Annotated in this window: 13 protein-coding genes and 1 pseudogene; 5 read left to right on the forward strand and 9 right to left on the reverse strand. The window is 69.1% G+C overall.

Translation table 11 applies throughout. The features are described 5' to 3' along the window. Positions 1 to 31 precede the first annotated feature (31 nt). The 4 genes from LUX31_RS03850 to LUX31_RS03865 are packed head-to-tail and all read right to left on the reverse strand — an operon-like array spanning position 32 to position 3,892. Complete coding sequence (locus LUX31_RS03850; protein ID WP_235473113.1) at positions 32 to 1,255, reverse strand: L-talarate/galactarate dehydratase; 1,224 nt, start codon at positions 1,253 to 1,255, stop codon at positions 32 to 34. Then, positions 1,252 to 1,776, reverse strand: coding sequence for a nuclear transport factor 2 family protein (locus tag LUX31_RS03855; RefSeq protein WP_235473114.1), 525 nt, complete (start codon positions 1,774 to 1,776; stop codon positions 1,252 to 1,254). Before LUX31_RS03855 ends, LUX31_RS03850 begins: the two co-directional genes overlap by 4 nt. Continuing rightward, positions 1,773 to 2,540 carry a ribonuclease activity regulator RraA gene (locus LUX31_RS03860; protein ID WP_235473115.1) on the reverse strand — a complete coding sequence of 256 codons (768 nt, stop codon included), beginning with the start codon at positions 2,538 to 2,540 and terminating at the stop codon, positions 1,773 to 1,775. The genes LUX31_RS03855 and LUX31_RS03860 overlap by 4 nt, the downstream gene beginning before the upstream one ends. A gap of 29 nt (positions 2,541 to 2,569) precedes the next feature. After that, positions 2,570 to 3,892 carry an enolase C-terminal domain-like protein gene (locus LUX31_RS03865; protein ID WP_443045925.1) on the reverse strand — a complete coding sequence of 441 codons (1,323 nt, stop codon included), beginning with the start codon at positions 3,890 to 3,892 and terminating at the stop codon, positions 2,570 to 2,572. Positions 3,893 to 4,033: 141 nt separating this feature from the next. Here LUX31_RS03865 and LUX31_RS03870 point away from each other — a divergent pair, with 141 nt between their 5' ends. Next, positions 4,034 to 4,810, forward strand: a complete 777-nt coding sequence (locus LUX31_RS03870; RefSeq protein ID WP_235473117.1) for an IclR family transcriptional regulator — start codon at positions 4,034 to 4,036, stop codon at positions 4,808 to 4,810. A 17-nt stretch (positions 4,811 to 4,827) separates the two neighbouring features. Here LUX31_RS03870 and LUX31_RS03875 read toward each other — a convergent pair whose 3' ends face one another. Both LUX31_RS03875 and LUX31_RS03880 read right to left on the reverse strand, forming a co-directional pair. Then, on the reverse strand, positions 4,828 to 5,487 hold the full coding sequence (locus LUX31_RS03875) for a fumarylacetoacetate hydrolase family protein (RefSeq protein WP_235473118.1): 660 nt from the start codon (positions 5,485 to 5,487) through the stop codon (positions 4,828 to 4,830). Further along, positions 5,484 to 6,854 (reverse strand): MFS transporter, encoded by a 1,371-nt coding sequence (locus LUX31_RS03880; RefSeq protein ID WP_235473119.1) that lies wholly within the window; start codon positions 6,852 to 6,854, stop codon positions 5,484 to 5,486. Before LUX31_RS03880 ends, LUX31_RS03875 begins: the two co-directional genes overlap by 4 nt. A gap of 698 nt (positions 6,855 to 7,552) precedes the next feature. Here LUX31_RS03880 and LUX31_RS03885 point away from each other — a divergent pair. Then, positions 7,553 to 8,605, forward strand: a complete 1,053-nt coding sequence (locus LUX31_RS03885) for a porin PorA family protein (protein WP_235473120.1) — start codon at positions 7,553 to 7,555, stop codon at positions 8,603 to 8,605. 130 nt (positions 8,606 to 8,735) lie between these two features. On the opposite strand, the gene LUX31_RS37630 is transcribed toward LUX31_RS03885, so the two are convergent. Together LUX31_RS37630 and LUX31_RS37795 are read right to left on the reverse strand one after the other, a co-directional pair. Beyond that, entirely contained in the window at positions 8,736 to 8,945 is a 210-nt protein-coding gene (locus LUX31_RS37630; protein WP_328285723.1) for an acyl-CoA dehydrogenase family protein, read from the reverse strand. 38 nt (positions 8,946 to 8,983) lie between these two features. Then, a pseudogene (locus LUX31_RS37795) lies at positions 8,984 to 9,125 on the reverse strand (transposase); the annotation flags it as partial. 345 nt (positions 9,126 to 9,470) lie between these two features. On the opposite strand from LUX31_RS37795, the gene LUX31_RS03900 reads away from it, so the two are divergent. The 3 genes from LUX31_RS03900 to LUX31_RS03910 all read left to right on the forward strand — a co-directional run bounded on the left by LUX31_RS03900 (position 9,471) and on the right by LUX31_RS03910 (position 10,672). Then, positions 9,471 to 9,713: a DUF742 domain-containing protein gene (locus tag LUX31_RS03900; RefSeq protein WP_235479789.1), complete on the forward strand. Its 243-nt coding sequence runs from the start codon at positions 9,471 to 9,473 to the stop codon at positions 9,711 to 9,713. Further along, positions 9,694 to 10,311 (forward strand): GTP-binding protein, encoded by a 618-nt coding sequence (locus LUX31_RS03905; RefSeq protein WP_235473121.1) that lies wholly within the window; start codon positions 9,694 to 9,696, stop codon positions 10,309 to 10,311. Before LUX31_RS03900 ends, LUX31_RS03905 begins: the two co-directional genes overlap by 20 nt. A gap of 145 nt (positions 10,312 to 10,456) precedes the next feature. Continuing rightward, positions 10,457 to 10,672, forward strand: a complete 216-nt coding sequence (locus tag LUX31_RS03910) for a hypothetical protein (protein WP_235473122.1) — start codon at positions 10,457 to 10,459, stop codon at positions 10,670 to 10,672. A gap of 194 nt (positions 10,673 to 10,866) precedes the next feature. On the opposite strand, the gene LUX31_RS03915 is transcribed toward LUX31_RS03910, so the two are convergent. Further along, on the reverse strand, positions 10,867 to 12,324 hold the full coding sequence (locus LUX31_RS03915) for a polysaccharide deacetylase family protein (RefSeq protein ID WP_235473123.1): 1,458 nt from the start codon (positions 12,322 to 12,324) through the stop codon (positions 10,867 to 10,869). Positions 12,325 to 12,463: the final 139 nt, after the last annotated feature.

A 12,463-nucleotide genomic window follows, 5' to 3' on the forward strand; every position in this document is an offset into this window, starting at 1 on the left:
CAAGTAACCCCTGCTCCCGCCCCGGAGCAGGTCATCCGCCGGCACTGCCCAGTTCCGTGCTCTCAGCGGTCCAGGACGCCGTCCGCTCGCTCAGGGACAGACCGAGCCCCGGGCGGTCGGGGATGATCAGCCGGCCGTCGGTGATCTCCAGCCGTTCGTTGAACATCGGCTCCAGCCACTCGAAGTGCTCGACCCAGGCGGTGCGCGGATAGGCGGCGGACAGGTGGGCGTGGATCTCCATCACGAAGTGCGGGGCGAGGGAGAGGCCCTTGTAGTCGGCCAGCTGCATGATCTGGAGGAACGGGGTGATGCCGCCGACGCGCGGGGCGTCGGGCTGCACGAAGTCCGAGGCGCGGGCCTCGATCAGCTGGGCGTGTTCGCCGAAGCTGGTGAGCATCTCGCCGGTGGCGATGGGGGTGTCGAGCGTGGCGGCGAGGTCGGCGTGGCCCTCGGCGTCGTAGGCGTCGAGGGGTTCCTCGATCCAGGTGAGGTCGAACTCCTCCAGCCGGCGGCCGATACGGATCGCCGTGAGGCGGTCCCACTGCTGGTTGGCGTCGACCATCAACGGCACGTCGTCGCCGAGGTGTTCGCGGACGCGGCGCACCCGCTCCAGGTCGACGCGGGCATCGGGTGAGCCGACCTTGAGCTTGATGCCGCCGATACCGCGGGCGCGGGCGAGGTCCACGTTGTCGAGGACCTCCTCGATGGGCGCGGAGAGGTAGCCGCCGGAGGTGTTGTAGACCGGGACGGAGTCGCGGTGGGCGCCGAGCAGTTTGGCGAGGGGCAGTCCGGCGCGCCGGGCCTTGAGGTCCCACAGGGCGATGTCGAGGGCGGCGAGGGCCTGGACGGCGACACCGCTGCGGCCCATGGAGGCGCCGGCCCAGACGAGTTTGGACCACAGCCGGGAGATGTCCGAGGGGTCCTCGCCGATCAACTCGGGCGCGATCTCCTTGGCGTGGGCGTACAGGGCGGGACCGCCGGCCCGCTTGGAATAGCCGAAGCCGAGGCCCTCGTGACCGGATTCGGTGGTGATCTCGGCGAAGAGGAAGGCGATCTCGGTGAGCGGCTTCTGCCGGCCGGTGAGGACCTTGGCGTCCGAGATCGGCGCGTGCAGAGGCAGGTTGACGAGGGAGAGGCGGACACCGGTGATGTGGTCGGTGGTCGCCTCGCCGGGGGCCTGGGCCCATGGCTTGAACGCCACGGCGTCGGCGGGGGCGAGGGATCGCGCGCCGGATCGCTCACTGGTGGTGGTCATACGGTGGTCTCCTCGGCGGTGTGCTGCGGGGCGGCGTCCTGGTGCGGGCGCGGGACGGGGCAGGCCAGGTGGTAGCCGCGGCCCTCGTAGTCGAAGCCCTCCAGCTCGACATGGTCCCGGCCGTCTCCACGCGAGGCGTAGTAGGCCCGGATCTCGGTGATCAGGCCGGACTCTCCGTCGAACGCGTACCACTCGTCGCCGCGCAGGAAGCCGTTCAGGGCGGTCTTGTAGTGGGTCCACTCGATGACGGCCTGGTTGGAGGCGGGGTCCGTGATCAGCCGGTCGATGGTCCAGGCGGAGCCGATGGTCAGGACGAGGCGCCGCCAGTGCTCGGCGATGGTGCGGGCGCCCTTCCACGGCCCCTCGAGTCCCGGCGGGAAGTAGTGGACGGCGTCGGCGGTGAAGCACGCGGCCATCTTCTCGACGTCCGCCTCGTTGCAGCCGTCGAAGTAGGTGCGGATCGTCCGCTCCATGCGGGCCCGGCGTTCGCCCTCGGGGAGCGCGGCGAAGGGCGTCGTCACTGCGCGGTCTCCTTCTGTTCGTTCTGTTGGCCCGCGGCCTTCCAGGCCGCGAACTCCTTCTTGGTCTGCTCGCTCGGCGGGTAGAGCCCGCCGAGGAGCGGCTCGCCCTGGTGGACGCGGTGGTGCAGCCAGGCCTCCAACTCCTCCTGTTCCCGGCCTTCTTCGGCGATCCGCTCGGCCAGATGGCGGGGTATGACGATGACGCCGTCGCGGTCCCCCACCAGGACGTCGCCGGGATAGACGGCAACTCCCGCGCAACCGATGGGGACTTGGAGGTCGGCCACATGGAAGCTGGTCAGCCGGGTGGTGGCGGTGACCGTCCGGGCGTACGTCGGAAGCGGCAGGGCCTTCAGGACGTGGCCGTCGCGGAACGCTCCGTCGGTGACCACGGCCGCGGCTCCGCGGTGCAGGGCGCGGGTGACCAGCATGTCGCCGGCGGAGGCGGCGCTGATGTCGGAGCGGCTGTCGATGACCAGCACCTGGCCGTCGCTCAGCGATTCGACGCCCAGCCACTGCAGGTTGTCCTCCTGGTGCAGGGAGTCGAGGGTGTCGATGTCCTCCCGTGCCGGGATGAAGCGCATGGTGAACGCCTCGCCGACGAACCCGTCGAGGCTCTCGTTGAGCGGGCTCACCCCGACCAGGAACTGCTGGCGCAGGCCGAGCGCGAACAGTCGGGTCGCCAGGGTGGCGGTCGAGATCTGGGAGAGGGTCTCCCGGACGCCCGGGGCGAGTGGCGGGAGCTTGCTGTCGTACGAGGCTGACATGGCGTGACTCCTGTAAGGGGGTGGGGGGATCAGAACTTGGGCAGCGTCGGGCGTTCGTATCCGGGGTGTACGGCGCGCATCGCGGCGATGTCGTCGCGCTCGCGCATCCCGGGCGTCTGTTGCCAGCGCTCGTGGAGCCGGGCGAGCATGTCGCGGTCGAGTTCCACGCCGAGACCGGGGGTGTCGGTGACGGCGACGCGTCCCCGGTCGAAGGTGAACGGCTCGGTGATGACGTCCTCCCCGGTCGCAGCCTGCCAGGGGTAGTGGGTGTCGCAGGCGTACCGCAGGTCGGGGACCGTGGCGGCCACGTGTGTCATGGCGGCGAGGCTGATGCCGAGGTGGGTGTTGGAGTGCATGGACACGGCTCGCCCGTAGGCCCGGCAGACCGCGGCGAGGTCGCGGGTGGCCAGCAGTCCGCCCCAGAAGTGGTGGTCGGAGAGGACGACCTGCACGGCGTCGAGGTCGAAGGCGGGCCTGATCTCCTCGACGGCCGTGACGACCATGTTGGTGGCCAGGACCACGCCGGTACGGCGGCGCAGTTCGGCCATGTCCTCAAGCCGGGCGGTGGGGTCCTCCAGGTATTCGACGACGCCGTCGAGTTCCTCGGCGACCTTGACGGCCGTCTCCAGCGACCAGGCGCCGTTCGGGTCGAGGCGCAGGGGGTGGTCGGGGAAGGCGGCGGCGAGCGCCTTGACTGCGTCGGCCTCCTCCTCGGCGGGGAAGGCGCCGCCCTTCAGCTTGAAGGACTGGAAGCCGCCGTACGCGTGGAACCTGCGAGCCTGTTCGACCACGCCGTCGGGGTCGAGGGCCTCGCCCCACGGGTCCGGCTCCGCACCCGGCTGGGCGGCCCACTTGTAGAAGAGGTAGCCGGAGTACTCCACCCGGTCGCGGACCTTGCCGCCGAGCAACTGGTGCACGGGGACGCCCAGTTCACGACCGTAGGCGTCGAGGGCGGCGGTTTCGAGGGCGGAGACGACGGAGAGCCGCATCTTCTCGGTGGTGAGCAGTCCCCGGTAGCCGGAGGCGTCGGGGTTGGCGTCGACGACGCGGCTGCCCGCGGGGTCCTTGCCGGTCTGGAGGATGGCGTTGATCTCGCCGACCGGGCGGCCCTTGAGCCTGGGGGCGAGTTCGGCGGCGAGCCGGAGATAGGCGCCGTCGCCGTAGGTCTCGCCCAGTCCGACCGTGCCGGTCTCCGTCTCGACCTCGACGATCAGGCGGGGGGCGTACGGCTGGTGGACGCCGGCGATGTTCAGCAAGGCCGGGTCGGAGATGAGGATGGGGGTGAGGCGAATGTCCGCGATGCGGGGGCCTGCGGGGGCCGCGAAGGTCACGGGGAGCCCTCTCTGTCTCATTCAGTAGTTCACTGTCCCAATGAATGAACATCATGAATCTAGCAACGGACTTCCGGACCACACAAGAGCCGGGTAGTCTCATTCATTGGGATTCGATCGTCGGGATTGATTCCGGACGGGTCAGCGGGAGGCACCTTCACCATGGGGACAGCAATCGAGCGCGGACCGGGCGCGCTGGACCGCGGCCTCGCGATCCTCGACCACCTCGCGCGGGCGCGCAGCTGTACGACCGCCGAGCTCGCCAAGGAGCTCGGGCTCTCCCGGTCGACGGCGTACCGCCTGGTCGAGCGGCTCCGCGAGCAGGGCTGGCTGAGCCTCGACCCGGTGAGCGGGCATCTGCGGCTCGGCCCCACCGCCATGCGGCTCGCCAACGCCGCCGTCGCCTCCAACAGCCTGCTGGACGCGGCGACTCCCGCCCTGCGCAAGCTGGTCGATCTCACCCAGGAGACGGTGAGCCTCGCCGTACCCAACGGCCTGTCGATGGTGTTCGTCCACCGCGAGCGCGGACCGCGTCCGGCCGCCGTGACCGCCGAGCTGGGTGCGGCCCGGCCCATGCACATCACCTCCCTGGGACGTGCCTATCTCGCGGCACTGCCCGGACCCCGGCTGGAGGAGACCCTGGTGGAGCTGGTCCGCTCCCCCGACTCCCCGGTGAGCGCGGCGACCGTCTCCGACCTGCACGCGGAGGTGGTGCGTACGCGTGAGCGCGGATACGCCCAGGACATCAGGGAGTTCGACGCGTCGAGTGTGTGCTGCGGTGCGGCCGTCCACGACCACACGGGACTCCCGGTGGCCGCGATCAGCGTGGCCGGCGTGGCCGAGCGCATGGCGCCGGCCATCGCCACGTACGGGCCGGTGGTCGCGCGGGTGTGTGCCGAACTCTCGGCGGCGCTCGGGTACGTCCCGCCGGCGAAGTGACAGCTCGTGGCACCGCACTACGCCTTCGCCACCACGGGGTTGGTGAGCCGGCCGATCCCCTCGACCTCCGACACCAGGACGTCACCCGGCTTCAGTGACATCCGAGGTGTACGGAAGTCTCCGCACCCCGACGGCGTGCCGGTGAGGACGACGTCACCGGGCCGGAGGGTGAAGTACGAGCTGAGGTAGGCGATCAGCTCCGCGACCGTGAAGACCATGTCCTTGGTGGAACCGTCCTGCACAGGTGCCCCGTTGAGCCAGGTGCGGACGGCGAGCTGCTGCGGGTCGGGCACGTCGGCGGCCGGCACCACCTCCGGCCCCAGCGGACAGAAGGTGTCCAGTCCCTTGCCGCGCACCCACTGTCCGTCGGTCTCCTGCAGGTCGCGCGCGGAGATGTCCTGGGCGACGGTGTAGCCGCGGACCACGCCCAGCGCCTCCGCGGCGGGCACATCGCGGGCGGTTTCGCCGATGACGACCGCGAGTTCCGTCTCCCAGTCGACGCGACTGGTGAGCGCGGTGTCGATGACGATGGCCTCTCCGTCGCCGATGACGCTGGAGGCGAGTTTGGGGAAGAGGTAGGGGGCGGCCGGGGTCTGCCACCCCATCTCCTTGATGGTGTCGACGTAGTTGAGGCCGATGCCGAAGATCGTGCCGGGTCGCATCCGTCCGCCCTTCATCGTGCCGGCTCCGCGGCATCCCGCTGAACAGGATCAATTCCCTCTGTACGGGACTCCGGTGCGGCGTCTTCCTGCTCGGCGACGTCACGGTCCCGCACCCAGAGGCAGGCGAAGGCGGCGACGAAGGAGAGGCAGCCGAGCGCTATCAGCGCCCACTGCGTACTGCCGGTGTGCTCCTTCACCAGTCCGAAGCCGAACGGTGCCACGAACCCGCCCAGGTTGGCGACGGAGTTGATGACGGCGATGGCGACGCCGATCGTCATCGGGTTCACCGTGCGCTGGACGATCGGCCAGAAGACCGGGCTGATCGACTTGAAGCCCATGGCGGCCACGCACAGCCACACCAGTGCCCACCAGGGCGAGACCAGCGCGGCGACCAGGGTGCCGGTCCCCGCCACCAGCAACTGGCCGACCAGGATGGGCTTGCGGCGGCCGGTGCGGTCCCCGACGCGGGCCAGGCCGAACATCGCCACCATCGCGCACAGCCAGGGCAGCGAGGACAGCAGTCCGACCGTGACCGCGTTGGTGCCCGGGATGTCGCCGACGATCGACGGCAGCCAGAAGGTGTTGGCGTAGATGGACATCTGGGTCGCGAAGTAGATGAAGACGAAGAGGGCGATCTTCGGGTCGCGCAGCACGCTGAGGAAGGAGGCCCGGCCGTCGCCGTACTTCTCGACCGCCGCCTTCTCCTCGGTCGCGATGGCCTCGGTCAGGGCCGCCTTCTCGTGACGGTTCAGCCAGGTCACGTCCTCGATCCGGCTGTCCAGCCAGAAGAACGCGAAGACGCCGACACCCACCGAGAGCAGGCCCTCCATGAGGAACATCCACTGCCAGCCGTGCAGTCCGAGTACGCCGTCCATGCCCAGCAGCGGCCCGGACAGCGGGCCCGAGGCGGAGAAGGCCACCAGCGCTCCGACTGCGTAACGGGCGTTGGCGCGGCCCCGGTAGTCGTTGGGCAGCCAGGTGGAGAAGTAGTAGAGCACGGCCGGCACGAACCCGGCCTCCGCGGCACCGAGCAGGAAGCGCAGCGCGTAGAAGCTGACCGGGCCCTGCACGAAGAGCGTGCAGGCGGAGACGATGCCCCAGCTGACGCAGATCCGGGAGAGCCAGATCTTCGCGCCGAACCGTGCCATGAGCAGGTTCGACGGGACTTCGCAGAGCATGTACGTGATGAAGAACAGCCCGGCGCCCAGGCCGTAGGCGGCTGCTCCGATCCCGAGGTCGGCCTCCAGACGGTCCTGGGCGTAGCCGATGTTCGAGCGGTTGAGCTGGTTGCACATCATCATGACCGCGAAGACCGGCACCACGCGCCGGAGAATCTTCGACGCGGCGCTGTGCACCGCGGCGGCTCGGATGTCTGGGTTCATAGAGCGGCCACTTCCTTCGCGTCCCAACGAATGGGAATGTGTACCGTTTATTGGCACAGGTCAACGTAGGAGCGGCCGCTGAGGGTGTCAAGAGACCGGACAGGACCCGGACGGTGGGCGCCGAGGCGGGAGATGACTCCAGTCCTCGAAGTGAACACGGACGGCGACGTACGGCGGCCAGAACAGGCGGACACCGGCACCCATGGAGCGTCGAGCGATCAGAACGGGAGCGGGGCGATACCCCAAGTGGTAGAGCCGTTCCCGGCGCAGGGCCGCGCTCTGCCGTACCCCCTCAGGCCAAGCCCGCAGGACGGGGCGTCTCACCCAAGGCCGGCAGAGAGGGGATTGAGGCGGCCGATCTCGTTGCTCCCCGGGTGGGGTGGGGTTGGCGTTCCGGCTGCCGCGCGGGCTCTCCGGGTCCTGGTGGCCCCGGCTGATATGTGCCTACCACCCCGGACTTCTCGCTTCACTGTCCGCTCTCGCCATGACGCGGCAGCCTTCCGCTGCGCTCCCGGCTCGATGTGGACGATTTCCGGCCCGGCGAACCCGGACCGCCGCGTTGCGCACCAAATGATCGACTGCCGATCCTGCGCACGCCATTCCCGATTTGCACTCCGTACTCCATACTCCGTACCGCTGACCTTCTGACAGTCACGTCACAGATCCGGCCCGCAACTGCTCCCAAAGAGGAGGACATCGTGTCCCTTCGACGCTCGTCCATCGTGCTCGCAGCCGTGGGAATCGTCCTGGCTGCCCTGGCGATGCTGGTCCGTTACGTCATCGCCCCAATCGCCACGAAACTGCCCGGCGACACCGACGAAACCGTGCACTATTCCGGCAAGGCCACGATGCTCAACAGCGAGGCCCTGCAGTCAGGAGACACCGCACACGCCATCAACTCGAATGTCCCCATCACCGTCGACCGGCGGCTGCGAGTCACCTCAACACACGGCGACACGGCGATCATGAAGGACTTTCTGACAGTCCACGCCAGCAATCAGGATCTCTCCAGCTCCCATACGTACGCCATCGACCGGACGGACATGAACGGCTCGAAACCACCGTCCGGGACAGCCGTGGAGCCGTCAAAGGGCGCCCTGAGCTCCGCCTTCCCGGCGAACGGCAAGAGGGACGACTCCTACTCGTTCTACGATTCGACCACCCGCGCCATCGTGCCCGTCCAGTACACGGGTAGCGCGACGCGGGAAGGACGTGCGGTGAACGTGTACAAGATCACGGCCGCCGGGCCGGTCAAGGACCCCTCGATGCTCAAGACACTGCCGGTGGCCCTCCCCAAGAAGCTCGTCGGTGGTCTGGGCGCCAGCCTGCCTGCGGCCACCCGGGCCAAGTTCACGCCCGCCGCGGTTGCCGCTCTGCCAGATCCGGTGCCGCTCACCTACACGGGGAAGACGACGATCGTGGCCTACGTCGACCGGCAGACCGGCATCGCCATCGACCAGACAATCGACCAGCAGGTCATCGCCAACACCGCACTCGGGGGGAGCCAGACCAGTCTGCTGCCGGTGTCCGTCTTCAACTTCAAAATCACTCCTGCAAGCGTGAGCGAACTCGGCGACCAAGCGGCATCGGTCGGCCTGCTGCTGACTCTCATGACCGACATCACGCCACTCGTGCTGGTCGTCATCGCGGCCGCACTCATCCTGATCGCGTACCTGCGCAGGCGCAGGCCGCAATCGGACGCCTCCGCGATATCCGAGGCTGACGCCGCGACTGGGAGGCTCGTTGCTTGAGCGGGGCAGCCTTCGGGAAACCCGCCCCGGCCTGCCCGGCGCCACCGGCGCCGGGCAGGCCGGGGTTCGAAGATCGCGGCCAGGGCACGATCCGAGATGATCCGCACCTTGATTCAGCACCGACACAGGATCAATGCAGACTCAGACAGACGGCTAGGCCGTGGACGACCCGATCCCTGGCGTAGGCGACCGCCCGGCGCATCGCGGCGCGGCCGATGCCGAGGGCCGCGCTCGCGACGAGGATGCGCTCGGCCTTCAGCCCGTCGAGGAGACACAGGAAGCCGGCCCCCTCCTCTCCCCGACCCGGTCGGAGGCATGGACCAGGAGATCGTCGTAGCAGGGTGAGGCCGTCGGTGCGCTACCTTGCGGCCCGGCAGCGTGGCGCGCACGTGCTCCCGAGCGCGGCCTGGGAATGGCCGACTCGACCACTGCCGGCCCTCGCGTCCCGCTCGCGCGGGCGATATCCGTTGCGGTGGTTGATGCGTTCGTCGCTGACCTGCCCGTATCCAGCGTTGCAGATCAGGACTCGCCACGGCGGGGTTGTCTGCCACGAAAGCGTGCCGGGGCCGCTGCGGGCACCATCCCGATACCGGAGCAAACCCCCGGATCAGATCGAACCCATGCACCGTCCCCAGGGACGCAACCGCGCCCGTCGCCGAGTTCGAGCATCCCCGCTTCGCCCTCGCGAGCGTGGCCCTGACGGTGGCCGTCGGCCAATGCCTGCAACAGCGCACCCGGCCCGACCCCTCGCACACAACCACCCCGTACCAGAAATAGGCATGGATGAGGCACTGGTCGCAGGAAGAGTCCTGGTCGGACCCCGCCGATCCACACCGACATCGAACTCATCTCGCTGGTCAGCACCATCCGACCGCCGACCCGCACCGACCGGCTGCAACCCGAGCAGCAGCAGATGCTCGCACTGTGCCGTGCCCCGACGGCCCTGGTGGAGATCGCCGCCCGGCTCGACCTGCCCATCGCCGTGGTGCGGGTACTGCTCGGGGATCTGCTGGACCACGAACTCATCTCCGTCTCCTCCCCCTCCGCGGCCGGCACCCCCGACGCCCGCTTTCTTCAGGCAGTGATCGATGGCATCCGTAGACTCTGACACCGGCAAAACCACCCTTGCCCGCAACGCCGCCTCGGCCAAGATCCTCATAGCCGGCGGGTTCGGAGTCGGCAAAACCACCCTCGTCGGCGCGGTCAGCGAGACCGCGCCGCTGCGCACCGAGGAACTCATCACCGAAGCCAGCATCGGCGTGGACGACATGGTCGGCATCGAGCAGAAGTCCACGACGACGGTCGCCATGGACTTCGGCCGGATCACCGTCAGCTCCGCACTCGTCCTCTACCTCTTCGGTGCACCAGGACAGGACCGCTTCTGGTTCATGTGGGACGACCTGTCCCGCGGCGCCCTGGGCGCGGTCGTACTGGCCGACACCCGGCGACTCGACCAGTGCTTCGCGTCCGTCGACTTCTTCGAACTCCGCGGCATCCCCTTCGCCGTCGGCGTCAACTGCTTCGACGGCCAGTGCGAGGAAGACCCGGACGAGATCCGCGCCGCGCTCGACCTCTCCCCCACCGTGCCCCTGGTCCTGTGCGACGCCCGCGACCGCGAGTCGGTCAAATCCGTACTGGTCTCCCTGCTCGAACACGTCATGCGGGGACTGGAGGCCGAGGCCTCAACAGATCACCAGACGGTGTAGCCGCCGTCCTGACCGGCCCGCGCCGGCGGTTCCGGGGAAGCACCCGGATCACGCTCTGCTGTCCGACCACCGACAGGAGGTCAAAGCGTGACCGGCTTGCCGATCCGGTACCCCTGCGGTGATCGTGGGCAGGGGTCACCGGTAGATGGCTCAGCGGTTCCGACTCCCCGGCTCGGCGTGGCCCGTCGTCTTTCTCCAAAGCTGCTGCCGACCGCCGTCGGAGATCCTCCTGCTGCGCGTGGGGTTCGGCATGCCGCTCCCCGATCTCACGGACGAGGCCGGGATCCGGCACGTCGAGAAGTTCCAGGTTGCGCACCGAGTGCTGACGCCGGGCCGCTGTGTCCGCAATGGCCGGGCGTAGGGAGGCCGGTCCTCGCTGCCGTTCCCAGCACCGTCCGTGAGACCGCGCCGGAGGCGGGTCAGCGGGGGTACGGCAGCGTGCCGAAGCCCGGGTGGTCGCCACTGGAACGCGGCGCCCTCGGGGCGGAGGTCGGCGGCGACCTGGGAGGTGTAGCCGGCCCAGCCGCCGAGTCGCTTCACGTGATCGGACAGGACTCAGAGAGTGGCGCGGAGGTGGGAGACCGTCACGAAGTGGAAGCCCTCGTCGGTCAGCGTGCGCAGGATCTCCGGGACGGCGGCCACCGATGTCGGGTGGATGTCGTGCATGAGGACCACGTCGTTGCGCGAGGCCTTGGTGATGACGGTCTGGGCGACCTTGGCGGAGTCGCGGTACTTCCAGTCCTCGGTGTCGACGTCCCACAGCACCGGCGAGAGCGTGGTGGCCGCCTTGACCTGGGCGTTGACAGCACCGTACGGCGGCCGGAACAGGGTCGGTGCCTTGCCGGTGGCGGCCTTGATCGCCGCGGTGGTGCGCTCCAGCTGCTGCCGGACCTGGGCGGGGGTGAGCCGGGTGAGGTCGGGGTGGCTCCAGGAGTGGTTGCCGACCTCGTGCCCGGCCTTCGCTTCGGCGCGGACGAGTTCGGGGTGGGCGGCGACGTTCTGGCCGACGGTGAAGAAGGTGACCCGCGCCTTGTACTGGGCGAGGTACTTCAGCAGCGTCGCGGTCTCAGGAGCGGCGGGCCCGTCGTCGAAGGTCAGGGCGATGCACTTCACCTCGGCGCAGTCGGTGGTGTCGTTTCCGGTGGCCGACTCCGTGGGGACCGAGGCGGCCGGCGTGCTGGTGGCACCGAGGTCGAGCGTCCCACTCGGGTCGGTGGTCTGCTTCTGCGCGCGCTTGCCGAGGTCGGACAGCCAGGGGCTGACGGTCGCCTCCGGAAGGGTCACGGTCATGCGTCCCGCCGCAGGGACGCCCACCGAGCCCCGGTCGAAGGTGATCTTCAGGTCGCCGCCGGAGGTGAAGGAGGCGTCGTCCATCTCCGACGCGCCCAGTTGGTCGAGCAGTGTGAGGTCGATGCCCTCCTTCTGCTTGAGCTGGTCCTTCACCGCCTTCGTAAAAGCGTCCCGAGAGCCGTCCGCGACTAGATCGAGCGTCGTCCGGTACTTGGCGGCGGCACCGTCGTACCAGTACGTCTTGGTCGTCAGCCCGTCCCCGGTCCCCATGCGGTTCTGCGTCAGCAGCCGCACGCCCAGAACGTCGCCGGAGGCCACCATCATCGAGAAGCTGATGTTCAGCTCCGGGAGCTCGGAGGCGTTCGACGTGGCCGCGCCACCGCAGGCCGTCGCCTGACCGCTGCTGTCCTTGCCGAGGTAGCCGTCGAGGTATCCCTGCACGTCCGCACGCATCGCGGCGGTCATCGCCTTGGCGCCCGGCACATCCGGGTAGCTGGTGGCCCAGGGGCAGGAGCGGTCGTTGCTGCTGTCGTTGACGACGTTCAGACCCTTGATCTTCGCCGGGTCGACGGTCGCGGTCTCGCTCGAGGGCGCGGGCGACGCTCCGCCGTGGGCGGCCGAGGAGTCGGATCCCGACGATTCCGCGGAGCCTCCGGCACAGGCCGACATCAGGCTCAGGGAACCGAGGAGGACGAGCGAGGAGAGCAGAGTGTATTTGCGCATGCGACCAGACCTCAGAGGTGGAACGTGGGAGGGGAGACACGGGCAGGGAGCCCTTGGCTGCCTCAGGTGGCGAGCCGGATACACGGCCGCGCCAGAACCCGATCCTCACCAGGTCGACCATTGATTAACAGGCGCTACG

The sequence above is a fragment of the Streptomyces sp. GQFP genome (genome assembly GCF_021545335.1).
Classification (GTDB): Bacteria; Actinomycetota; Actinomycetes; order Streptomycetales; family Streptomycetaceae; genus Streptomyces.

Bases quoted from the DNA above. Each gene is read 5' to 3' on its own strand.
- LUX31_RS03865 (WP_443045925.1), bottom strand. From the start codon at position 3,892: ATGAGACAGAGAGGGCTCCCCGTGACCTTCGCGGCCCCCGCAGGCCCC.
- LUX31_RS03870 (WP_235473117.1), top strand. From the start codon at position 4,034: ATGGGGACAGCAATCGAGCGCGGACCGGGCGCGCTGGACCGCGGCCTC.
- LUX31_RS03860 (WP_235473115.1), bottom strand. From the start codon at position 2,540: ATGTCAGCCTCGTACGACAGCAAGCTCCCGCCACTCGCCCCGGGCGTC.
- LUX31_RS03910 (WP_235473122.1), top strand. From the start codon at position 10,457: ATGGCTCAGCGGTTCCGACTCCCCGGCTCGGCGTGGCCCGTCGTCTTT.
- LUX31_RS03915 (WP_235473123.1), bottom strand. From the start codon at position 12,324: ATGCGCAAATACACTCTGCTCTCCTCGCTCGTCCTCCTCGGTTCCCTG.
- LUX31_RS03880 (WP_235473119.1), bottom strand. From the start codon at position 6,854: ATGAACCCAGACATCCGAGCCGCCGCGGTGCACAGCGCCGCGTCGAAG.
- LUX31_RS03850 (WP_235473113.1), bottom strand. From the start codon at position 1,255: ATGACCACCACCAGTGAGCGATCCGGCGCGCGATCCCTCGCCCCCGCC.
- LUX31_RS03875 (WP_235473118.1), bottom strand. From the start codon at position 5,487: ATGAAGGGCGGACGGATGCGACCCGGCACGATCTTCGGCATCGGCCTC.
- LUX31_RS03905 (WP_235473121.1), top strand. From the start codon at position 9,694: ATGGCATCCGTAGACTCTGACACCGGCAAAACCACCCTTGCCCGCAAC.